The 21,750-nt window shown below is 61.7% G+C and carries 24 protein-coding genes; 13 read left to right on the top strand and 11 right to left on the bottom strand.

Annotated features, from left to right (window positions below):
* Nucleotides 1-4: 4 nt before the first annotated feature.
* Both ACR0CU_RS11025 and ACR0CU_RS11020 read right to left on the bottom strand, forming a co-directional pair.
* A complete protein-coding gene (locus ACR0CU_RS11025; RefSeq protein ID WP_170447656.1) occupies nt 5-670 on the bottom strand; it encodes a flagellar hook capping FlgD N-terminal domain-containing protein in 666 nt (221 codons plus the stop codon).
* A 3-nt stretch (nt 671-673) separates the two neighbouring features.
* Nucleotides 674-1,915 (bottom strand): flagellar hook-length control protein FliK, encoded by a 1,242-nt coding sequence (locus ACR0CU_RS11020; protein ID WP_170447658.1) that lies wholly within the window; start codon nt 1,913-1,915, stop codon nt 674-676.
* A 150-nt stretch (nt 1,916-2,065) separates the two neighbouring features.
* On the opposite strand from ACR0CU_RS11020, the gene ACR0CU_RS11015 reads away from it, so the two are divergent.
* The 6 genes from ACR0CU_RS11015 to ACR0CU_RS10990 all read left to right on the top strand — a co-directional run bounded on the left by ACR0CU_RS11015 (nt 2,066) and on the right by ACR0CU_RS10990 (nt 5,754).
* On the top strand, nt 2,066-2,302 hold the full coding sequence (locus ACR0CU_RS11015) for a rod-binding protein (RefSeq protein WP_480643041.1): 237 nt from the start codon (nt 2,066-2,068) through the stop codon (nt 2,300-2,302).
* A complete protein-coding gene (locus tag ACR0CU_RS11010; protein ID WP_170360758.1) occupies nt 2,292-2,651 on the top strand; it encodes a flagellar biosynthesis protein FlgN in 360 nt (119 codons plus the stop codon). The genes ACR0CU_RS11015 and ACR0CU_RS11010 overlap by 11 nt, the downstream gene beginning before the upstream one ends.
* A 207-nt stretch (nt 2,652-2,858) precedes the next feature.
* The gene (locus ACR0CU_RS11005) at nt 2,859-4,106 is read left to right on the top strand and encodes a flagellin (protein WP_170364222.1); all 1,248 of its coding nucleotides are present in this window, start codon (nt 2,859-2,861) and stop codon (nt 4,104-4,106) included.
* A gap of 78 nt (nt 4,107-4,184) precedes the next feature.
* A complete protein-coding gene (flaF, locus tag ACR0CU_RS11000) occupies nt 4,185-4,559 on the top strand; it encodes a flagellar biosynthesis regulator FlaF (RefSeq protein ID WP_170369173.1) in 375 nt (124 codons plus the stop codon).
* Nucleotides 4,559-4,960, top strand: coding sequence for a flagellar biosynthesis repressor FlbT (gene flbT, locus ACR0CU_RS10995; RefSeq protein ID WP_170360764.1), 402 nt, complete (start codon nt 4,559-4,561; stop codon nt 4,958-4,960). The genes flaF and flbT overlap by 1 nt, the downstream gene beginning before the upstream one ends.
* A complete protein-coding gene (locus tag ACR0CU_RS10990; protein ID WP_170447660.1) occupies nt 4,957-5,754 on the top strand; it encodes a DUF1217 domain-containing protein in 798 nt (265 codons plus the stop codon). Before flbT ends, ACR0CU_RS10990 begins: the two co-directional genes overlap by 4 nt.
* A gap of 107 nt (nt 5,755-5,861) precedes the next feature.
* Here the strand turns inward: ACR0CU_RS10990 and ACR0CU_RS10985 are convergent, their stop codons facing one another.
* The 3 genes from ACR0CU_RS10985 to ACR0CU_RS10975 all read right to left on the bottom strand — a co-directional run bounded on the left by ACR0CU_RS10985 (nt 5,862) and on the right by ACR0CU_RS10975 (nt 8,497).
* On the bottom strand, nt 5,862-7,433 hold the full coding sequence (locus ACR0CU_RS10985; protein ID WP_170447662.1) for a DUF427 domain-containing protein: 1,572 nt from the start codon (nt 7,431-7,433) through the stop codon (nt 5,862-5,864).
* 103 nt (nt 7,434-7,536) lie between these two features.
* On the bottom strand, nt 7,537-8,238 hold the full coding sequence (locus ACR0CU_RS10980) for a winged helix-turn-helix domain-containing protein (protein WP_170447663.1): 702 nt from the start codon (nt 8,236-8,238) through the stop codon (nt 7,537-7,539).
* The gene (locus ACR0CU_RS10975; protein WP_170433957.1) at nt 8,210-8,497 is read right to left on the bottom strand and encodes a hypothetical protein; all 288 of its coding nucleotides are present in this window, start codon (nt 8,495-8,497) and stop codon (nt 8,210-8,212) included. Before ACR0CU_RS10975 ends, ACR0CU_RS10980 begins: the two co-directional genes overlap by 29 nt.
* A gap of 176 nt (nt 8,498-8,673) precedes the next feature.
* On the opposite strand from ACR0CU_RS10975, the gene ACR0CU_RS10970 reads away from it, so the two are divergent.
* The 4 genes from ACR0CU_RS10970 (at nt 8,674) to ACR0CU_RS10955 (ending at nt 12,608) form a co-directional block, all read left to right on the top strand.
* On the top strand, nt 8,674-9,138 hold the full coding sequence (locus tag ACR0CU_RS10970) for a hypothetical protein (protein WP_170447665.1): 465 nt from the start codon (nt 8,674-8,676) through the stop codon (nt 9,136-9,138).
* A 111-nt stretch (nt 9,139-9,249) separates the two neighbouring features.
* Nucleotides 9,250-9,867 carry a ribonuclease HII gene (locus ACR0CU_RS10965; protein WP_170447667.1) on the top strand — a complete coding sequence of 206 codons (618 nt, stop codon included), beginning with the start codon at nt 9,250-9,252 and terminating at the stop codon, nt 9,865-9,867.
* Nucleotides 9,868-9,973: 106 nt separating this feature from the next.
* Nucleotides 9,974-11,077: a site-specific DNA-methyltransferase gene (locus ACR0CU_RS10960; RefSeq protein WP_170447669.1), complete on the top strand. Its 1,104-nt coding sequence runs from the start codon at nt 9,974-9,976 to the stop codon at nt 11,075-11,077.
* A gap of 145 nt (nt 11,078-11,222) precedes the next feature.
* The gene (locus ACR0CU_RS10955) at nt 11,223-12,608 is read left to right on the top strand and encodes an adenylate/guanylate cyclase domain-containing protein (protein WP_170447672.1); all 1,386 of its coding nucleotides are present in this window, start codon (nt 11,223-11,225) and stop codon (nt 12,606-12,608) included.
* Nucleotides 12,609-12,614: 6 nt separating this feature from the next.
* Here ACR0CU_RS10955 and ACR0CU_RS10950 read toward each other — a convergent pair whose 3' ends face one another.
* A complete protein-coding gene (locus ACR0CU_RS10950) occupies nt 12,615-13,751 on the bottom strand; it encodes an alkane 1-monooxygenase (protein ID WP_170447674.1) in 1,137 nt (378 codons plus the stop codon).
* A 23-nt stretch (nt 13,752-13,774) separates the two neighbouring features.
* A complete protein-coding gene (gene mutY, locus ACR0CU_RS10945) occupies nt 13,775-14,866 on the bottom strand; it encodes an A/G-specific adenine glycosylase (protein ID WP_170447676.1) in 1,092 nt (363 codons plus the stop codon).
* Between the two features lie 81 nt (nt 14,867-14,947).
* On the opposite strand from mutY, the gene ACR0CU_RS10940 reads away from it, so the two are divergent.
* From ACR0CU_RS10940 to ACR0CU_RS10930, 3 genes are read left to right on the top strand one after another with little or no spacing between them, the layout of a single operon-like run.
* The gene (locus ACR0CU_RS10940) at nt 14,948-15,454 is read left to right on the top strand and encodes a DUF721 domain-containing protein (RefSeq protein WP_170341278.1); all 507 of its coding nucleotides are present in this window, start codon (nt 14,948-14,950) and stop codon (nt 15,452-15,454) included.
* A 13-nt stretch (nt 15,455-15,467) separates the two neighbouring features.
* On the top strand, nt 15,468-16,133 hold the full coding sequence (locus tag ACR0CU_RS10935; RefSeq protein WP_170342211.1) for a DsbA family protein: 666 nt from the start codon (nt 15,468-15,470) through the stop codon (nt 16,131-16,133).
* Nucleotides 16,133-17,245, top strand: a complete 1,113-nt coding sequence (locus ACR0CU_RS10930; protein ID WP_170447678.1) for a CaiB/BaiF CoA transferase family protein — start codon at nt 16,133-16,135, stop codon at nt 17,243-17,245. The genes ACR0CU_RS10935 and ACR0CU_RS10930 overlap by 1 nt, the downstream gene beginning before the upstream one ends.
* On the opposite strand, the gene lpxK is transcribed toward ACR0CU_RS10930, so the two are convergent.
* The 4 genes from lpxK to ACR0CU_RS10910 are packed head-to-tail and all read right to left on the bottom strand — an operon-like array spanning nt 17,242 to nt 21,592.
* A complete protein-coding gene (gene lpxK, locus ACR0CU_RS10925) occupies nt 17,242-18,240 on the bottom strand; it encodes a tetraacyldisaccharide 4'-kinase (RefSeq protein WP_170447680.1) in 999 nt (332 codons plus the stop codon). The genes ACR0CU_RS10930 and lpxK overlap by 4 nt on opposite strands.
* Nucleotides 18,227-19,462 (bottom strand): 3-deoxy-D-manno-octulosonic acid transferase, encoded by a 1,236-nt coding sequence (locus ACR0CU_RS10920; protein ID WP_170447682.1) that lies wholly within the window; start codon nt 19,460-19,462, stop codon nt 18,227-18,229. Before ACR0CU_RS10920 ends, lpxK begins: the two co-directional genes overlap by 14 nt.
* Nucleotides 19,459-20,259 carry a 3'(2'),5'-bisphosphate nucleotidase CysQ gene (locus ACR0CU_RS10915; protein WP_170447684.1) on the bottom strand — a complete coding sequence of 267 codons (801 nt, stop codon included), beginning with the start codon at nt 20,257-20,259 and terminating at the stop codon, nt 19,459-19,461. The genes ACR0CU_RS10920 and ACR0CU_RS10915 overlap by 4 nt, the downstream gene beginning before the upstream one ends.
* On the bottom strand, nt 20,246-21,592 hold the full coding sequence (locus ACR0CU_RS10910; RefSeq protein ID WP_170447685.1) for a TldD/PmbA family protein: 1,347 nt from the start codon (nt 21,590-21,592) through the stop codon (nt 20,246-20,248). The genes ACR0CU_RS10915 and ACR0CU_RS10910 overlap by 14 nt, the downstream gene beginning before the upstream one ends.
* Nucleotides 21,593-21,750: the final 158 nt, after the last annotated feature.

The following is a 21,750-nucleotide window of genomic DNA, read 5'->3' as shown; positions in this document are numbered from 1 at the left end:
GAGTTCAAGCGCCGGTACGAACGGCAACGACGTCGGTTGCCGGAATCACGACGCCGCTGTCCAAGGTCAACATGACGACACCGGCCCCGACTTGGGCTTCGACGACGCGGCTGTAGGTGGCCGCGGGCCGCGCCGAGAGCAGTTCATCCCCCAAATAGCTTTCCAGCGTTGCGGAATAGGTGCCGTTGGGCAGCGGATTGCCCGATGCATCCACTCCAGCCCAAAGAAACTCGGTCTCGGAGACCGGAACAGAGACCCGGTCGATTTCGGTTCCGTCAGAATCCTTGATGACCAGCACAGACGCATCCGCGCCCAGGTCGGGCTGAGTGAATATGGTCTGCGGCTGGCCATCAAACCGGAAGGAGGCTGCCCCCTGAACATCGACCCCAATCCAGTTGGACAGCTCATCCAGATTGACGCTGCTCAGGGTGGCGGTGAGGTTTGCCAGAAGGTCGTTGGTCTGCACCTGCTGCTCGACCATCGAAAACTGGGCGAGTTGCGACGCATATTCCGACGAATCCAGTGGCTCCAGAGGATCCTGGTTGCGCGCCTGCGCCGTCAACATCATCAGAAACGTCTCAAAGTCCGAGGTCAGCCCTGTCGCTGTCGAAGTTCTCGTTGGCTGCGCTGTTGAGGGTGTATGTGTCGCGGATGCCGCTGTGGTGATCATGGGTCAAAGCCTCAGGTCCAACGCCCGGTCCACCTGAGTTGGGCGGGCCAGAGCGGGTGTTTCGGTTGCAGGGTCAAGCTCCCCTGTGGTGATGAATGTGCTTCGTTCAGTTGGCTCAGCGTCCTGTTCTGGGTTCGCCGAGGTGCCCAGATCAAAGGAAAGATCGCCCAGCCCCATCTCCTTGAATTCGGCTGACAGGATCGAAATATGCCGGCGCATGAGATCCATGGTTTCGGGCCGGTCAGCGACGATCATCATGTGCATCCCGTCTTCGCGCCCGGTCACCTTGATCGAAACTTTGCCCAGCTCTTCCGGAGTCAGTGCGATTTCCACGCTTCCGCTTCCCGGCTTTGCGACGATGGTGGCCGCCATTTGCCCGGCGACTGCCCGAGCAATTTCCGCCCGGCCCGAGAGCGGGGCGCCGTTGGTCGGGCCTCTATCCCTCTGCGCTGGGGTCGTACCCAAGTCCTGCGTTGGCATCCGATCGTGCAGACTGTCCTCAGACATCGGGTCCTTCAATGCTGCGCGTTCCGATGTCCCGACGATCTGCGCCCGGATGATGGATTCCGTCCCTTGGCCAGCAGGTTTGGCCGGTCGATGGACCACTACCCCCGATCCGGTTGCCTGCTCGTCGCGTCTGGCTTCTTTTCCTGCTGCATTGCGCAATTCGTCCTTACGGTTCTGCAGTCCCCCACTCATTCCAGGTTCGGTGGCGTTCAACTGCTCTTTTGCGGCTGACCCATGTTGAGACGCTGTGCTCGCGGCACGCTCGGGCGCTTCGGTTCCCTTGCCCGTGTCGCCCGCGAGCGATCGGCGATCGGGATCAAAGGTTTCTGCGCGCATGGCCGCGGCGGCAGTTGACTGGCTCCCCTCCGCAGGGGGACGTGCCTCGAGAGTGGCGTGCGCCGTCGTTTGGTGCCTTGGAAATTCACCGGGCGTTGCCGCGGACAGAGGCGTGTCTTTCTGTCGAGCGTCCTGTTGTGATCCCTGCAATTCCAGCGGTTCAGCCAAATCGGGTTCGACCTGCGGGACGTCAGGGTCGGTGTTTTCATCGCCATCCACGATTTTCGGACCCGCGCGGCTGTCCGGATGAGGTTTCGCCTCGGCCTCTAGGTTCAGCATCTCATCTTCGGCCATGAGCTCCGCGAAATCAGAGTCGCCTTTTGTTGGGGGCTCGGACTTTGCGGCCCAATCCGGCTTTCCGCCGGAAATCACATTGGTCATCATGGTCAGGGCGTTGGGCATTTTGCTCCGGCTCCGGTTGTTTGGCCCAAACCTGCCCTCAAGGTAGTTACGTATATTTTAACCGCTCTTCGCTTTGATCGACAAAGATCGAAACAATTTTCGGAGAGGGCGATGGAAATCCCAAACTTCGCGCCGGTACCGCGCAGCAATATGACCGAACAAAGACTCAAGGCCGCAGCGGTCGAGCTTGAGGCAACTTTTCTAGCCGAAATGCTGAAGGCCGCAGGCCTGGATAAGACGCGGCAGGCTTTCGGAGGTGGCGCGGGCGAAGACCAGTTCGCGTCTTTCCTGTTGCAGGAGCAGGCCAGGCAATTGGCCCGATCCGGCGGGATCGGACTGTCGGAAACCCTTTTCAATGCAATGATGGAGAAGACCCATGCCGACTGAGCACAAGCAGGGACTGATTAAGGCTCTCGAGGAGGTTCTCGATCTCGAGCGCAGGGCTTTGGTCGAAGGGGACCTGGATCGGCTGGGCCAGATGATGCCGCAGAAGGAAAAACTGATCGGCGCACTCAACGAGATGCAGGTGCACGACAGTGACGACTTGATTCGACTGCACAAGAAGGTCGAGCGCAATCAGGGCCTGCTGACCAGCGCAGCCGAAGGGATTCGGGCGGTCATGAACCGGATGGCTGAACTCAGAAAAATCCGGCAGGAATTCACGACCTATGACGCGGCAGGGCAACGCAATGGCTTCGCCGTCCGTCAGGACCCCAAGCTGGAAAAACGTGCCTAGCGGCGGGTTTGATTCAAATCCGTCTTTTTCCGTCGGACCGCCTTAGCACTCCGTTAGGAGATCAGGCCCAAAAGTGGTCCCGCACCTCGAAAGAAGGTGGCGCGAACACCGATCGGTAGCTCGCACAGGTCAGAACGACAACACGTCCGCCAATGATGGTCGGGCGTCACTGGGCGAAGAAGGCCCGAATGGAAAAGGATGAAAAACATGTCCAGCATTCTGACAAACAACGGCGCGATGGTTGCGCTGCAGACCCTGAAATCGGTCAACAAGAACCTTGCAGCAACCCAGAACGCGATTTCGACGGGTAAGGATGTCGCTACGGCCAAGGACAACTCGGCCGTATGGGCGATTTCCAAGGTGATGGAATCCGATGTCAACGGTTTCAATGCGATCAAGGATAGCCTGGCACTGGGTGAATCGACTGTCGCCGTGGCCCGGAACGCTTCGGAAACCGTGACCGACCTGCTGACCCAGATGAAGAACAAGATCGTCGCCGCGCAGGAGGACAACGTCGACCGCGGCAAGATCAATGATGACGTAACCGCCTTGCGGGACCAGATCGCATCGGTTGTCGGTGCCGCACAGTTCAACGGCCTCAATCTTGTGGACGGGTCAGCGGGTACCGCATCGATCCTGTCGTCGCTGGATCGCGACAGCGCTGGCAACGTGACCGCGTCGTCGATTTCGGTGGCCAGCCAGGACCTGTCGACCGGTGGATATGCCAGCAAGGGCGTTCTGGCCGGCTCGGACAACGCGACCACTGACAATGACGCCGCCGGGTTCACAATGGACAAGTCCGGCGGGTCCGGTGACATCGTGATCGATAGTTCGACCGACAACTTCGCCGTCGGTGACAAAGTGTCGATCACCATCGGGGACAAAGTTGCATCATACACCGTACAGGCCAGCGATCTGGACCCTTCGGGAACCTATGACTCTGCCTACACAGATGCCATCGTGGCAGTGGGGCTGAAGAACCAGATCGACGCGCTTGGGATCACCGGTGTAGCGATCGACTATGACTCCAGCGCGCCGGGCACCCTGTCCTTCGTGACCGGGACCGCAACCGCTGGTGCTGACGCAGATCGCGACGTAACCGTTTCGGCCCAGTTCACCAATGCCGGTTCTGGCGGTCTTGGTGCGCTGTCGTCGATTGACGTTTCGACCAGTGCCGGCGCTGCCGCAGCACTGGGCACGATCGAAACCTTGATCGACACGGCGATTGACGCGTCGGCCGCGTTCGGTTCGGCGCAAGGGCGGATCGAGACCCAGAAGGAGTTCATCTCGAACCTTACTGACTCTTTCAAATCCGGCATCGGTTCGCTGGTGGACGCCGATATGGAAGAGACCTCGGCCCGTCTGCAGGCCCTGCAGGTCCAGCAGCAATTGGCGACACAATCGCTGTCGATTGCCAACCAGGCCCCGCAGTCGATCCTGTCGCTGTTCCGCTAGGGCGGAAACTTGGTCGGGGCGTGACCAACGCGCCCCGGCTGTGACTGCAAGTACGACGACCTTTTGAAAGGATTTCAAGTGACCCCGCAAACGCTTGCCCAACGGGCATATGCTCAGTCCGCCGCTCCGACGCGAACCCCGCGTGATACCGAATATGAGGCGATTTCAAAGATCACGCATCGGCTCAAGGCAGCGGCCGCGCGCAAAGCCTCGGATTTCGCGGGCTTTGTTCAGGCCCTGCATGAAAACCGCCGCTTGTGGTCCGTTCTGGCCAACGGCGTCGTGGATTCGGACAATGCACTGCCGAATGAGCTGCGCGCGCGGATCTTCTATCTGGCCGAGTTCACCGAGCAGCACACGGGCCAGGTTCTGGCCAGCAAGGCTGGGGTCGAGCCGCTGCTTGAAATCAATCTGGCGGTTTTGCGCGGGCTGCGTCAGCGGGGGACCGCGTAATGGGCGGGCTGGTTCTGAAGCTGGCGCCGAAAGAGCGGGTTTTGATCAATGGCGTAGTGATCGAGAACGGCGATCGGCGGACCCGCTTTTCAATCATGACGCCCGAGGCAAATGTCCTTCGGTTGCGCGACGCGATACATCCCGACGAAGTGACAACCCCGGTCCGGCGCGTGTGTTACGCGGCCCAGCTGGTCCTGTCCGGAGATCTGGAAGCCGGAGACGCAAAACAACAGCTGCTGCGACGGATCGAGGAACTGAGCCAGGTCTTCACGGATGTCGACAGTCGCCAGGTCCTGGCACAGGCGACCGAAGCCCTGGTAACCGAGCAGTACTACAAATGCCTGAAGGCGCTTCGATCGTTGCTGCCGCGCGAAGAGCGTCTGATGGCCTATCGGCAATGACATTCCTGCCGGTCATTCCAACTGGGGGTATCGTGGGGTGGCGTTTTTTGCAGCGCACCTATGACGCCCAGTTGCAGGCCTTTTCCACCTCGGCGGTCAATGACCGGGACACGCAGTATTTTGTGGAAAACATCCGAAACGTCCGATCGGCAGAAGATCTGGTCTCTGACCGACGCCTGCTGCAGGTCGCGTTGGGCGCGTTCGGATTGGAAGGTGACCTGGACAATCGGTACTTCATTCAAAAGGTCTTGTCAGACGGTACGAGTTCGGATGACGCCCTTGCGAACCGGCTTGCTGACAGCAGATATCGGGAGTTTTCCGAAGCATTCGGCTTGGGTCCGGGCGAAGTTCGGAAAACCGCACTGATCACTGACATGGACAAGATCGCTCAGAAGAATGTCGTCGCCCGGTTCGAAAGCTCGGTCGGAGAAACCGACGACTCGATGCGGATCGCACTTTTTGCCCAGCACGCTTTGAAAGACCTTGCCTGGCAGTCCGGAAGCGAGACCAAGAAGTGGTACGATCTGATGAGCCTGCCGCCGTTGCGCAGCATGATGGAAACAGCGTTGGGCCTGCCGTCAAGCTTTGGCCAGCTGGATATCGACAAGCAGCTGGACGTATTTCGGGACAAGCTGAGCAGAGTGACCGGTTCGCCGAACCTTTCGCAGTTCGTCGATGCCGATGCAATTGCCGAACTGACGGATACTTATCTCGCCCGAACTCAGATCGCACAGATGCAGAGTTCGATTTCTCCCGCGCAAACTGCGTTGATTTTGCTGGGCGCCGCAAGTTGAACCGTTCGGGCTAAGGTCAGTACCTCGCGCCAGGATCAGAAAGCGCACCAGTGCCGTGCGCAGCTATGAATGGCTATTTGGGATCGGGGGGGGAGGGTGCCGGATGCTCAGGCATCCAGAACCGTGTCAGCGGATGTCTGCAAGGCAAAAGACATCACCGGATGCGAAACGTTGTGCAAGTCGACCGGCCCCAATGGAACGGCCCGGGAACAGGCCGGCTCGATATCTTCGGAAACGACGATCCGATGGCCATTGAGCTTGCCGAACTCGCCCAACCGCGCCGCGACATTGGCTGCATGTCCGATCACCGTGAAATCAAGCCGCTCGCGCGAACCGACATTTCCGTACGTGACACGCCCGAACGATACCCCGATCGAACAATCGCATTGCCGGTTCTTGTCGGAGCGACGCAGCTCGGCCAATTTCTCGACGATTTCAACGGCACTGCGCTGAGCGTCTGACCGTGCCTTGCCGGGGTCCTCACTTGCCGGGAAAACCGCAAGAACGGCGTCGCCGATGAATTTCAGAACCTCACCGTCGTTGTCGTGGACGATGCCGGACACCGTTTCGAAGAATTCGTTCAACAGGTTGATGTATTCCGTGCGGCCCAGATCCTCTTCCAGGCTGGTTGAGTTGCGCAGGTCACAGAACATGATGGCCGCGTCGATGTCGTCTCCGTCGCCGCGACGAATGTCGCCGCCCAAAACGCGGGCCCCGGTTCGTTTGCCCACATAGGTCTCGAGAAGGGCCTGGGCATTCTCGCGCTGCATGAACACCTCATAGTAGCGGGCGATGACGGCCGAGCACTCAAAGACAAGCCCTAGGTTTTCCGTGGTAAAGCCGTTGGGGTGGTCGCAGGTCAACGTCAGGACATTGATACGCCCGTCGGAAAACGGCAGAGGCATTGCCACGTAATCGGTGCCCCCCTTGGCGCGCAGGTCCTCCATGATGGGGAAACTGTTGTGGGGGTTGTCTACGTTCAGCCGTTGCCGAACGCCGCCCAACCCGTTCGAGACATGCCGCAAGGGGCTGTTGATGAACGCGGGGTGGTCGTGAATCTCGTAGGTTGGAATATTGGTCGAAATCTCCTCGGCACCCTTTTCCCAGATGTAGTGCTTGCCTGCGATCAGGGGATGCAGCGACCAGACAAGGATGCTGAGACGTTGAATGGCGATGCCGTGTTCCAGCATTTTTTCGGCCAGGGTCTTGGTGAAATCTTCCGGTGTTGAGATTGACCCCGCGCCACGCATCAACCAATCGATCAACGGGCCGCTGATGTTGCCGTCTCGCGGTTGGCGCAATTGATTGTCGCCCAGATCGATATGAGTGTAGGCCGCCGGCATGAAGCCGATGTGACCCTGAATGGCTTTGCTCTCAGGCAGGGAATCCTCGTAGGCCCAAACCGAGTTTGCCAACCGTTCGTCGCCAATCAGGACATCGTGATAGGTTGCTGTGCCCTTGAACGGGCAGAAGGTCTGCAATTCGGTCTCGCCGCTCAGATCAACGCGCACGTCTTCGCGCGGAACATAAATCGCAGGCGGCAGCCGGGTTTCATACATGACCTTGGCATTCGTGCTTTCAGCCAGAAGGATGTCATCGCGGTAGATGGCAACCCTGCCGTCAAGCGTTTCGATCGAAATTCCGTAGCCGTTCGTATTCCGTGTGGCGTGGACATTCATCGGCCGTCTCCCTTGCCCGGGTCCCTAGAGGATGGGCTTTTGCAGCCCGATTTCCAAGGGGCGCAACACAGAATTTACCGATCGCGATCCACGGTCGAGGTGGTCAGACCATCTGGATCACGTCTTTTTCGATCGCCAGCATATAGCCCTTTTTGGCGATGTTTTTGACCAACAGCTCGCTGACCATCTGATTGCCCAGCGCGTCCCGCAGCCGTTTGATGCGCGTGGCCCCGGCAGCTTCGTCACAGTCCGATATGTCTCGGCCAGAGATCATGGCTTCGATCTGAACCCCCGACAGAACTTCGTTGTCAAGGCGGGACTCGGCTAGGACGGCCAGCGTTTCCATCGCTGCGGGCGTCAGCTTGAAATCCATGTTGTTTAGGTAGACGGTGTTCTCTTCGCGACTGATCAGCAGCGACGTGACCTGGATTCCCGTGCGTTCGATCTGGGCCATTCGACGGTTCAACGTCACCAGCATCACCAGAAAGACCAAGGCGGCCAACAGCATGGCCGTGGCAAAGATCAGCAGTACGAAGATCACCATCCGGTAGCTGGCCAGCGTGTCGGCAAATGCGGTTCCGGATTGCGCGAGGATCTCCAGCAATCGGATTTCAGCCTGGGTGGTCAGATCGCTTTCGACGAACAGCCGCTCGACCCGGGCGTTGAACGCATTGGCATCGGGCAGGGTCCAGAACAAAAAGGCTGCGGCCGTGATCAGGATCACGACGATTGCGGCGATGCCTGCTCCGACCAGCCGGGTGCCAGACCGCCGCGCCTCAGAAACGGAGATAGAATTTTCCGGCATTGGCCTTCCTTTGATCCAACCCTTCCGGTCCAAAAACGCTGATCACGTTGAGCAACGTCCACCCCGAGGATTTCAGCCTTTTGGCCACCTCTTGCTTGGCTTGCCCCTTTTTGCAGGCGGACACCTGCATCACGCCATAGTGCAGGCGCAGCGGGTCGTCCTGTTTGGCCTTGTAATCGGCATAGCATTCGGCCGCCGAAACGGTGGTGCTCAGCGATATCAACGTCGCAACGACCAGGAAAGAGAGGATCTGTTTCATAGGCTGCATCCTGCGCATGGCTTGGCACGATATTCAATATCTCAAAGGGTTTGCGGCGATGATATCGGATAACACCGGGCCGTTATTGCTTGTCTGTCGGCGGGTGGCCGAAAGCTGTTGCATCAGTTTCGCGGTCAGCCAGTGGCGCCGCGTCCAGCTTTGAAAGGACACTTGTCATGCACCGGAAGTTCATCGCCCTCGTCGTCGCCACCGCAGTCGCCATCACCGGCGTTTCCGCATCCCAGGCCAAGGCGGCCGACGCCCATGATATTCTGGGCGGGTTGGCGGCCATTGCCATCATCGGTGCGGCCGTCAATCACTATAACAAGGAAAAGCGCAAAGAGCGTGTCACCCGGCAGAACAACTATGTCTACCAGCCGCAAAACGTTCGGCCCGATCATATCCGCCCACTGCCCCGGCGCGTCGCCCGCTACGACCTGCCGCAACGTTGCCTGAAGACCTACAACGGCTATTCGAAGAAACGTCCTTTGCTGGGGCCGAATTGCCTCGAGAAACACTACAAACATGCCGATAGCCTGCCACAACAGTGCAAAGTGGGGTTCTGGGACGGCAAGAAGGTGAAGCGGGCCTACGAACCCGCCTGCCTGCGCCAGAAAGGATACCGCGTGGTTTACCAGTAGTCGGTTTCGAGCAGGAGCAGCGCCGCAGAAGCGCTGTACGGGAAGGGGGCGGCCTGGGTCGCCTCCTTCTTTTTTGTTGCGGTTCGGACCAAAAAGCGGTTTGCCGAGGGGATGACGACTCCGACGTTTGAATTGGAACAGGCGCAGATTGCGCAGGGCTATCCCCGAATAGCAGGTGTAGACGAGGTGGGTCGCGGCCCGTTGGCCGGTCCAGTCGTGGCGGCCGCGGTCATTCTGAATCCGCAGGACATCCCCGACGGTTTGAATGACTCCAAGAAGCTGACGACGCGCATGCGGCGCACCCTTGACGAAGATCTGCGCGCCCGGGCCGAGTTTGCCATTGCCGAGGCGTCGGTTGAGGAAATTGATGACCTCAATATCTTGTATGCCTCTCATCTGGCGATGGAGCGCGCCGTCGCCGCCCTGCATCCTGCGCCGGACTACCTGTTGATCGACGGCAATCTGATCCCCAAAGGGCTGACCTTGCCGGCGCAGGCTGTGGTCAAAGGGGATGCGAAGTCAGTCTCGATTGCGGCGGCGTCGATCCTTGCAAAGAATTGGCGCGATCAACTGATGGTGGATTTGGCGCAACAGCATCCGGGCTACGGCTGGGAAACCAATGCGGGCTATCCGTCCAAACAACACCGCGAGGCGCTGCAAAATCTTGGGGTAACCCCACACCATAGACGTTCGTTCAAGCCCGTCCACAATATCTTGTATCAAGAGTAAATCGTAACCCTCTGATTCAAAAAAGAATTTGACGCCGAATCCGGTTTGACTCATCCTAGTCTCAACCAAATGAGCGCAAAAGCGCCGTGGAACTTGAGGCAGAGACATGACAACTACCAAGACAAAGGGCGCATCCGCGCACCCTTTAAACACGATTCTATCTGGCGACTGCATCGAGGTGATGAACAGTCTGCCCGAGGCGTCGGTTGACCTGATTTTTGCGGATCCGCCGTATAATTTGCAACTGAAAGGACAGTTGCATCGCCCGGACAACAGCCAGGTGGATGCGGTCGATGATCATTGGGACCAGTTCTCGAGCTTTGCCGCCTATGACCAGTTTACCCGCGAGTGGCTGAAGGCCGCGCATCGCCTGCTCAAGCCCAATGGGGCGATCTGGGTGATCGGCTCGTATCATAACATCTTCCGCGTGGGCTCGGCCCTGCAGGATGCGGGCTATTGGATTTTGAACGACGTGATCTGGCGCAAGTCGAACCCGATGCCGAATTTCCGGGGCAAGCGGTTCACCAACGCGCATGAAACGATGATCTGGGCCAGCAAGCGGGAAGGGGCGAAATACACCTTCAACTATGAGGCGCTGAAGGCCTTGAATGAAGGCGTGCAGATGCGCAGCGACTGGGTGCTGCCGATCTGCACGGGCCATGAACGTCTGAAGGATGAAAACGGCGACAAGGCGCACCCGACGCAGAAGCCCGAGTCTTTGTTGCACAGGGTTCTGGTTGGTTCGACCAATCCGGGTGACGTGGTGCTTGACCCGTTCTTCGGCACCGGAACCACCGGCGCGGTGGCCAAGATGCTGGGCCGCGAGTTCATCGGGATTGAGCGTGAGGACAGCTATCGCAAGGTGGCCGAAAAGCGCATCGCCAAGGTGCGCAAGTTCGACCGTGACGCGCTGGAGGTCAGCGCCAGCAAACGCGCCGAGCCGCGCGTGCCCTTTGGCCAGCTGGTCGAACGCGGCATGCTGCGCCCGGGCGAAGAGCTGTATTCGATGAACCAGCGACACAAGGCCAAGGTGCGGGCCGACGGCACGCTGGTGGGCGACAACATCAAGGGCTCGATCCATCAGGTGGGCGCGCATCTGGAAAACGCGCCGTCCTGCAATGGCTGGACATACTGGTGCTTCAAGCGCGACGGAAAAACCGTTCCGATCGACGTGCTGCGCCAGCAGATCCGGGCCGAATTGCACAACTGATCACACCAATACCGCCGGTGCCTGTGGCCTGACACATGGTACCAAGCCTTGCCCCGCCGAACCCGGCGGGGTCTTTTGTTTTTGGCCCCGTGATGTTTGGATGGTGCGACCCCATATCCCGCTACATAGCGAGGGAGCATCAGAAATGTCTGATACCACGGCCAGCCAATCCCGGTTTCAGCGGTTTTTCGTGACCACGCCGGACAAATTCAATTTGGACAACAAATACACCGAAGCCGCGCTGGAACGGCACAAGCGCGAGGGGCTGGAACTGGCCGTCCGCGCCCGCTGGATCGCCATGGCGTTGACCGGTGTCCTGCTGGTGTTTCTGAATCCGAACTGGGATGTGATGTGGTATCATTTCATCCTGCTGCTGCTCTGCGGCAACGGCTGGCTGATCCGGCGCGCTGGCCGTGTGGGCCAATCCCGGATCGAGCTTCTGCTGATTTTCGCCGATCTGCTGATCATGACGCTGGGCATGGTCGTTCCCAACCCGTTCAGCGACGATGTGCGCCCGCTGGCGATGCAGTACCGGTTCGACAATTTCCAGTATTTCTTCATCATCCTGGCCGCAGGTACGCTGGCCTATTCCTGGCGCACGGTGATCGCCATGGGCAGCTGGACGGCCCTGATGTGGACGGCGGGCTGGGTCGTCGCCTGGTGGGTGGCCACGCCCATCTCTGGCCTCAGCGAAAAGGTTGCGGCCGCCTTGCGGGGCTATCCGGCCGTGGCTGAATTGTTGGACCCCAACAGCTTCATGGTTCCGATGCGCGTGCAAGAGGTGATCGTGTTCATGATGGTCGCGGTTACGCTGGGCGTGTCGATGCGGCGGCTCAATCGCCTGTTGATCTCAAATGCCGGACTGGAGCGGGAACGCGCCAACCTGTCGCGATACTTCTCGCCCAACGTGGTCGAGGAGCTGAGCCAGAACGACGAACCGCTCAAGCAGGTGCGCAAGGAAAACATCGCGGTTCTGTTCATCGACATCGTGGGCTTCACGAAATTCGCTGCCGGCCGCGACCCGTATGAGGTGATCGAGGTGCTGCGGGGCTTCCATGCGCGAATGGAGGCCGAGGTGTTCCATCACCACGGAACCTTGGACAAGTATCTGGGCGACGGGCTGATGGCCACGTTCGGCACGCCGGTTCCAACCCCGCTGGACGCGGTCAACGCCCTGTCCTGCGCGCGGTCAATGGCTGACATCATCGACCGTTGGAATCTGGAACGCCGACGGGCAGGCGAGCAGGAGATTCAGGTTGGCATCGGTGTTCACTACGGTCCGGTCGTTCTGGGCGACATCGGGGCCAACCGGCTGGAATTCGCGGTGATCGGAGACGCGGTCAATCTGGCTGCCAAGCTTGAAGCAATGACGCGAAAGATGGGTGCGCGGATTGTCATCAGCGACGCGCTGCGCGAAAAGGCCCTAAGCGAAGCGTCGACGGCTGCCGATCTGATGAACGGGTTCCAGCGCCACGATGCACAGGCGGTTGGCGGCGTCGAGCGGCCGGTCGATATCTGGGCGCTGCGTTGACCGCTCTCAGGACCGCGGCATCGGAAGCATTGCCTTGTTGTACGGCTTCCAGTCCGTGATCTCGGGGTAGTACTGTCGCCGCCAAGCCCGCACCCGCGGGTTCATCACACGCCACCACAGCGGCGGGACCATCGCCGCGATCGTCATCACCGGATAGCCATAGGGCAGTTGCGGGGCCGCTTCGGCAGGGTGGTTCTGCAGCAGCGGAAACCGCCGGTTGGGCTTGTAATGGTGGTCCGAGTGGCGTTGCAGATTGATCAGCAGCCAGTTCGAGGCCTTGTGCGCGGCGTTCCACGAATGGCGCGGCCGGACATGTTCGTATTTGCCGTCGCCCAGGTATTTGCGCGTCAGCCCGTAATGCTCGACATAGTTGACCAGCTCCAGCTGCCAGATCGCGGTGCCCGCCTGAACCAGGAACAGCCCCAGCCCTGGCCACCCGCCGAGCAGCAGCGCCAGCGCCAGCATCAGCCCCTGCAGCGCCCAATACCGCCAGAACGGGTTTGCCCGGTCCGTCCAGTTCAGCCCCTTGCGCGCCAGCTTGGCCTTTTCGGCCTGAAACGCGGACACCAGGCACTGGCGCAGGACGCGCGGGTAGAAGTGGTGGAACCCTTCGTTGTAGCGCGCGGTCACCGGGTCGCGGGGCGTGCCGACATAGCGGTGGTGCACCAGCAGGTGTTCGGACCGGAAATGCGAATACAGAACCATCGCCAGCAGGATGTCGCCCAGCCACCGCTCCAGCCGGCCCTTCTGGTGCATCAGTTCGTGGCTGTAGTTAATGCCGATCGTGCCCGAGATCACGCCCATCCCGAAGAACAGCCCGATCTTTTCCAGTGATGACAGATGTTCGGCGCGGGTGGCGTACCAGATCAGGCCATAGAGCGTGAAAAACTGCAACGGCACCCAGGCCTTGGTCAGCAGGACGTACCAACGCAGCGCGTCCTCAGGCGTTTCGGGGTCGGCGTTTTCAAGGTTCAGCCCGGTCAGCCCGTCCAGCGCTGCAAACAACCACCAGGTGGACAGCGGCACCAGCAGCACCCACCAGCCACCGGCGAAAGCAGTGAACCACAGGATCGGGATCAATAGGAACGAAACCCAGAAAGGAAGGGCTGATTGCCAGCGCGACAGGGTATCAGTCGAGATCATGGTCAGGCTCCGAAACTCTGCCGTCAGGATAATCCTGCCCGATCCATTTTCCCAGATGCAGAACTGCCGCGCCACAGATCATGCGCCTTGCGCATCACGGTCGGAAGATCGCCGGGGCGAAAGGCATGTACGGGCGTCACGACCAAGCCCACGGGGTCCACCTCTGCGGGAACGGCGGCGGTCCAGACGCGCAGGGTCAGGTGGAAATGGGTAAAGGTATGGCGCACCTCGGCGGGCAACAGGGTCCAATCAGCCGGAAAGGGCGGCGTCTCGGCCGCGTCCTCGGCCCAGTCCGAGCCCGGAAAGCCCAGCATCCCGCCCAACAGCCCCGTTTCCGGTCGGCGCTCCAACAGGATTGCGCCATCGGCGCGCTGCGCGATGTAGACGTGGCCAAGACGGGTGGGCTTCGGCGCTTTGGGTGTTTTGCGCGGCAGGTCCGTCTGTGTTCCGGCAGCGCGGGCCTCGCACGGGTCTCGCAGGGGGCAGATGCCACAGGCCGGAGACTTCGGCGTACAGATCGTGGCCCCCAGATCCATCACCGCCTGAGCATAGTCGCCGGGGCGGTCGTCCGGGGTCAGCGCGGCGGCCTTCGCCTTCAGCAGAGGTTTCGATTTCGGCAACGGGTCGTGGATGTCGTGCAGCCGGGCCATGACCCGTTCGACATTTCCGTCCAGCACGGTTTCAGGCCGGTCAAAGGCGATGGCCGCGATGGCGGCGGCGGTGTAGGGGCCGATGCCGGGCAGCTTCAGCAGCGCATCATGGCTGTCGGGAAAGCGCCCGTCGTGCTGGTCCACCACCGCGCGGGCGCATTTCAGCAGGTTACGGGCGCGGGCGTAATAGCCCAGCCCGGCCCATTTTGCCATCACCTGGTCATCGGGCGCAGCGGCCAGCGCCCGGACATCCGGCCAACGCGAGGTGAAGCGCAGGAAATAATCCCGCACGGCGGCCACCGTGGTCTGCTGCAGCATCACCTCGGACAGCCACACGCGGTAGGGGTCGGGTTGCACGCCCGCGGCCCTGTTGGCGGGGCTGACCCGCCACGGCAGATCGCGGGCATGACGGTCGTACCAGGCAAGCAGGCTGCGGCTCAGGTCGAAAGTGGCGGTGTCACGCAAGTTTTATCCATTTCTCTGTCGGGTTTCGCTGGCGCCCGGATGCACGCCCATTACAATAGCGGCGCAGGAGTTGGAAACCAGATGCAACCAAGACGGTCCACCACCCGCGGGTTCAAACGCACCGCGTCCTTGCTGAGCGATCGGATCCGCAAAGCCGGTGAAAGTCGCGGCTTTGCCGTGTCGCGCCTGTTGACCCATTGGGCCGATATCGTGGGCCCCGACATCGCCGCCATCGCCCGACCGGTCAAGGTGGGCTATGGAAAGGGTGGGTTCGGCGCCACATTGACCGTGCTGACCACCGGACCGCAGGCCCCGATGCTCGAGATGCAGAAGGACCGTCTGCGCGACAAAGTGAATGCCGTCTATGGCTACAGTGCCATCAGCCGCATCCGCATCACCCAGACTGCTCCTACAGGATTTGCCGAGGGGCAGGCCAGTTTCGAGCATCGGCCGAAACAGGCGAAACCCACCATCGCACCGGAAGTCGTTGCCGAGGCAGACAAAGTGACGCGCGAGGTTCACGACCAAGACTTGCGCGCGGCCCTTGAACGACTGGGCCGGAACGTTCTATCCAAACAAAAACGCTGAGAAAGGGCTGAGTATGAGCCGTATTGCAACCGTAATCTGCGCGGCCGTGGCGCTGGCCGCAGGCGGCTATTGGCTGACCCAATCGCCAAGCACCGTGCCTGTGCCACAACTGGTCGGCAGCGCCGAAGCGCAAAACGCCGATCTGGACACCTCGATCATCGTCGAGATGGTGCAGGGGGCCGAGGATGCACCGGTCGAAATCATCGAATACGCGTCCTATACCTGCCCGCACTGCGCGAACTTCCATCAGGGGCCGTACAAGCAGCTCAAGAAGGAATACATCGACACCGGTAAGGTCAAGTTCATCTACCGCGAGGTCTATTTCGACCGCTACGGCATCTGGGCGTCGATGGTGGCGCGCTGCGGTGGCCCCGAAAAGTTCTTTGGCATCACCGACCTGATCTATCAGGGTCAGTCCGAATGGACGCGCGCCGGAGGCCCGGCCGAGATCGTGGAAGAACTGCGCAAGATCGGCCGTCTGGCCGGGCTGAGCAACGATCAGCTGGAAGCCTGCCTGCAGGACGGCACCAAGGCGCAGACCCTCGTCGCCTGGTATCAGAAAAACGCCGAGAAAGACGGTATCCAGGCCACCCCGTCCTTTGTCGTCAACGGCAAGAAGGTAGATAACCAGTCCTATGACGAGTTCAAGGCGCTGATCGAAAAGGAACTGGGCAACTGATGACCGGGCCTCTGGCCGGTCTCAGGGTTGTCGAACTGGCGCGCATTCTGGCTGGCCCCTGGGCCGGCCAGACCTTTGCCGATCTGGGCGCCGAAGTCATCAAGGTGGAGTCCCCGGCCGGTGACGACACCCGCGCCTGGGGTCCGCCCTTCGTGACCCGCGATCAGGATGTCTCGGCGGCCTATTACCATTCGACCAACCGCGGCAAGGCGTCGGTGATCGCCGATTTCTCGACCCCCGAAGGGCAGGAGAAGGTGCGCGCGCTGGTCGCTGACGCCGATGTGGTGATCGAGAATTTCAAGGTCGGCGGGCTGAAGAAATACGGGCTGGACTATGACAGCCTCAGCCAGTTGAACCCGCGCCTCGTCTATTGCTCGATCACCGGGTTCGGGCAGACCGGGCCTTATGCGCACCGGGCCGGGTATGATTTCATCATCCAGGGCATGTCGGGGCTGATGTCCGTGACCGGAGAGCCCGACGGCCAGCCGCAGAAGGCAGGCGTGGCGATCACCGATGTGTTTACGGGCATTTATGCGGTGGCCGGGGTTCTGGCCGCCTTGCACCAACGCCAGCGCACCGGGCGCGGGCAGCATGTGGACATGGCCCTGCTGGACGTCGCCGTGGCGGTTACGGCAAATCAGGCGCTGAACTATCAGACCACCGGTCAGGTGCCGCAGCGCATGGGCAACGCGCATGTGAACCTGGCGCCCTACCAGGTGTTCGACTGTGCCGACGGTCACATCATCATCGCCACCGGCAATGACCGGCAATATCAGCGCCTGTGCCAGGTGTTGAACCTGCCTGACATGGCCGAGGCGCCCGAATATCTGCACAACAAGGACCGGTTGGCCAATCGCCGCACCCTGATCGCACGGCTGAACGGGGCCACGGCGACCTGGGCCAAGGCCGACCTGCTGGCGGCCTGCGAGGCGCAAGGCATCCCCGCCGGGCCGATCAATACGCTGGACGAGGTCATGGCCGATCCGCAGGTGATCGCGCGCGGCATGCAGATCGACCTGGACGGGGTGCCGGGGATTCGCGCGCCGTTCGTCTTTTCGGATGCCGATCTGAACCTGTCGCGCCCCGCCCCGAAACTGGGCGAAGACGACTAGGGCGGCGGCGCGGCCGTCAGCAACCGTTGTCGCACGTCGTCGGCCTGATCCACCTGCAAGCGCACCGGCAGGGTGATGACCTTGCTGCGGAAGGCGGGCGGCAGGCGCACGGCGTCTTTCTCGGTGGTGACCATCTGCGCGCCCAGCAGCCGCGCCTCGTTTTCCAACCGGGTCATCAGGGCCGGCGTCAGCGGCTGGTGATCATCCAGCGCCTCGGCCCGCAGCAGTCGCGCACCCTGTTGGCGCAGGGTCTGAAAGAACTTCTCGGGGTGGCCGATACCGGCAAAGGCCAGAACCGGAGTTTCGCTCCAGTCCATCCCGGTTTGCAGCGCCGTGACCTGACCGGTTGCGTGCGAAACGCCCAGCTTGTCGCCCCATAGCTGCGCGAACCGCTCCTGCGCGGCCGAGTCGCCCAGCGACAGCACCAGATCGGCCCGTTGCAGCCCCACGTCGACCGGTTCGCGCAGCGGTCCGGCCGGCAGGCACAAGCCGTTGCCAAAGCCGCGGGCCGCATCCACCACGACGATCGAGAATGTCTTGGCCACCGAGGGGTTCTGGAACCCGTCGTCCAGCACGATCACGGTAGCGCCGTTCTCGACGGCGGCGCGGGCGCCGGCGGCACGGTCCTTGGCGACCCAGACCTCGGCGAAGGCCGCCAGCAACAATGGCTCGTCTCCGACCTGCGCCGCCGTGTGTCGGACCGGGTCGACCCGAACCGGCCCCTCAAGCGATCCGCCATGGCCGCGGGTGACCACATGCGGCGTGTGATACGCGTCGCGCAGCTGTTCAAGAACCCAGATCGCCGTCGGCGTTTTTCCGGTGCCGCCAGCATTCAGGTTGCCGACGCAGATCACGGGCACACCCGGATCAACCCCGGGCCCCGACGCCACCCGCCGGGCCGTTGCCCGCGCATAGACGCGGCCAAGCGGCGCCAGCAGCCTTGCGCGCAGGCCGGGGTGATCCGGCGCGTTGTTCCAGAATTCAGGCGCCCTCATGTTCCGCTCCGTGCTGGTCCAGATGTTCCTGTACCATGTCGATCAGAGTATCCACCTGGGGCGCGCTCTCGGTCACCAGTTGCCAACCGGCAAGGGCCATGTTCGCGGCCAGGTCCGGGGCCAGCAATTCAACGACAGTGTCGCCCAGTTCGGTGGCGGTGCGAATCTCTCGAGCGGCTCCTACACCATCAAGCGCGTCATACAGGGCCTTGTGGCCGCTCACGTCTGGTCCATGGATCAGGGCCGAGCCCAAGGCTGCGGCCGCGATCGGGTCATGCCCGCCTTTTCCCGACTCGAGCGTGCTGCCCATGAACGTCACCGGAGAGACGCGATACCAAAGGCCAAGGGCCTCGGGGTCCGACGCAAGGATGACCTGGGTCATGTCTTCGATCATGTCCCCATCTTCCCAGTTGGCACAGCGCAGGTCCATCGTTTCCAGCCTTTTGCGCAGGGGCGCCGCCTCGGACATGTCCGCGACGTGCAGGATCAGGGCCAGCCTCGGCAGCATCCGCATGGCCTGCCGATGTGCGCTGAGAACCGAGATGAATTCCTTGGCGTCGACCCACGCCGCCAGCCAGACCGGCCGCCCCGCCAACGCATGGTTCGTCTCGATCAGTTCGTCCTCGGGCCAGGGGCGAAGGGTGGGGCTGATACTGAGCGGCGGAAACAGTGCCACCTTCGAAGCCGGGACGCCCAGACGTCGGATTTGCCGGGCTGCGTCCTCGGACGTGACGTGGATCGCACGGAAGCAGTCAAAGGTATAGCGGTTGATGTCCGGCAGCCATTTCCCGACAAAGGCAACACGAACGTCGTTCTCGCCCTCAAGCAGGACCATGGGTATACCGCGTTCGGCCGCGCGGGTGATCACGTTGGGCATCAGGCCGCCGCCGACCCACAGCCCCATGTCGGGCTGCCAGTGCTCCAGGAATCCACGCGCCGCGCCGGTTTTTTCGTCAGGCAGCGGAACCAATTCCATGTCGCAGCCTGCCCAGCGTGTCAGGTCAGCGTCAGGCGGGACGGTCAACAAAATCGACAGCCCTGGCCGGGACTGCTGCAGCCGCTTGCAAAAGTCGTTCACCGCGCGCAGGCGCTGAGCGTTGGCAACATGAATCCACAGCAACTCACCCGCGGGGCGAGGCGGCGTGTTGTGTCCGGTGGGCTTGGGAACACCCCAGGACAACGCGCGATAGGCCGCCAGGCTGAGGGATCGCGGTTTGCTCATGCCCGATGCCCCTGAATTGGCTGATCCAGTCGGCCCATCAGCACCTTATGCAAGTCGGACCCGGCGCCAACAACACCGTTCAGCCGTGGGTTGGGGTTGTTGAACCGCAACGGGCGCCCGGTACGGTCAGTACAGGTGCCGCCTGCTTCGCGCAGGATCAGGTCTCCGGCCGCGATGTCCCATTCCCAGCTTGGGCGCAAGGTCAGCATCCCGTCGAACCTGCCCTGTGCGACCAGCGCCATTCGGTAGGCCAGCGACGGGCGATAGGCCCGACGGAAGATCGGCGCGACCCCGTCCTGCCAATGATCCGGGCTCAGGTTCGGCTTTGCGGCCAGAACCTCGGCTTCGGCCTCTGTGGCCGCCGCGGTCACCCGGATCGGCTGACCGTTCAGGGTTGCCCCCTGTCCCCGCGCGGCTGCAAACAGCATGTCGCGCATCGGCAGGTAGATCACGCCGGCGATGACCTGTCCGCGATCGGCGACCGCCAATGAATGAGCCCAGGTGCGCGACCCTTCGGCAAAGCTGCGGGTGCCGTCGATCGGGTCGATGATGAACACTCGGTCACGGGCCAATCGGTCCTGATTGTCCTCGGTCTCCTCGCTCAGCCAGCCATATCCGGGCCGCGCGCTGGGCAGGCGTTGTTCCAGCATCGCGTTTACGGCCAGATCAGCCTCGGTCACCGGCCCGGCGCCCTTGGGTTTGTCCCAGCTCTGCATCTCGCGGCCCGCATAGGCGACGGCAATCCGGCCGGCCTCACGTGCGGCGTCGATCAGCAGGGACAGGTCAGTTTCCGGCAAGTGTCATCCCTTCGATCAGAAGCGAGGGCACGACCCGGGACAGATAGGTACGCGCGTCGTTGGCCGGGATGATCCGCATCAGCATGTCCCGCAGGTTTCCGGCAATCGTGCATTCGTTGACCGGGTGCGAGATCTCGCCGTTTTCGACCCAGAAACCCGACGCACCGCGTGAGTAATCGCCGGTATTGGGGTTGATGGTGGACCCGATCATCGAGGTCACCAGCAATCCCGTTCCCATGTCGCGAAGCAGGTCGTCGCGGCTGACCTCGCCTTGGGTCAGGCTCAGGTTCCAGTTGCTGGGAGATGGAGGACCGGACACGCCACGGGCGGCGTTCCCGGTGGAATTCATGCCCAGTTTGCGCGCGCTTGAAAGATCCAGGGTCCATCCGGTCAGCACGCCGTTTTCGACGATCATCCGGCGCGCGGTCGGCAATCCTTCGGCATCAAACGGGCGCGATCCCGCAATCCTCGGGCGATGGGGGTCTTCGATCAGCGACAGATGTGCAGGCAGCACCTGCTGGCCCAGGCTGTCCTTGAGCCAGGAGGCACCGCGGGCCACCGCCGCGCCGTTGCTGGCCGCCAGAAGATGCCCGATCAATGAGGACGAAATCCGCTCGTCGAACAATACGGGGAAACGCCCTGTTTCCGGCTTTCGGGCACCCACTCGCTGCACGGCACGCTCGCCCGCGATCCGGCCGATCTCGTCGGGGCTGCGCAGGTCGGACTGAAAGCTGCGGCTGTCTCCGTCATAGTCGCGTTCCATCCCGGTGCCTTCGCCCGAGATCGCCACGCATGAAACCGAGCGGCTGCTGCGCGCATAGCCACCGGAAAATCCATTTGTCGCGGACAGATGAACCCGGTGGGTGCCATAGGATGCCGCCGCATCAGACACCTGGGTAACGCCTTCCACCGCCAGGGCCGCAGCCTCGGCGGTCAGCGCGTCCTGCATCAGAGCGTCTGCTGAAGGTTCGGGCGTGGGGTCAAAAAGCTCCAAGGAGTCGACGGAAAAACCGCTGGCCAGTTGTTCCGGATCTGCCAAGCCAGCGAACGGATCCTCGGGCGCTTCGCGTGCCATGGCCACGGCCCGTTCGGCCATGGCGGCAAGCGTTTCGGGACGACTGTCCGAGCCGGACACGATGGCCTGCTGCTTGCCGATGAAAACACGCAACCCCACGTCGGTGCTTTCGGCGCGTTCGGCGTGCTCCAAAGCGCCACCACGCACCTCGACCGAGACCGAGGATCCGTCGATCACGATCGTGTCGGCCGCTTCGGCTCCGGCCTTGCGGGCCAGGTCCAGCATTTCTTGGCTGATTGCTTCGGGTGATCGGGTCATGGTGCCTCCAATTGATTGTATTGGACCTAGCCTTGGTCAACCCGCCTCGCAAGCCCTTGGGTGTATCCAATGCGTCACGGATGGTGACGGCACATTGGGAAATCGGGGTCCACGGAAATAGATCCCGCTGGGAAGGGCCGCAGCTGCAGGGTAAGCTG

This window comes from Ruegeria sp. BC2 (assembly GCF_056539245.1).
The sequence above is the reverse complement of the archived record's forward strand: the minus strand, read 5'-3'. Positions and strand labels throughout refer to the sequence as shown.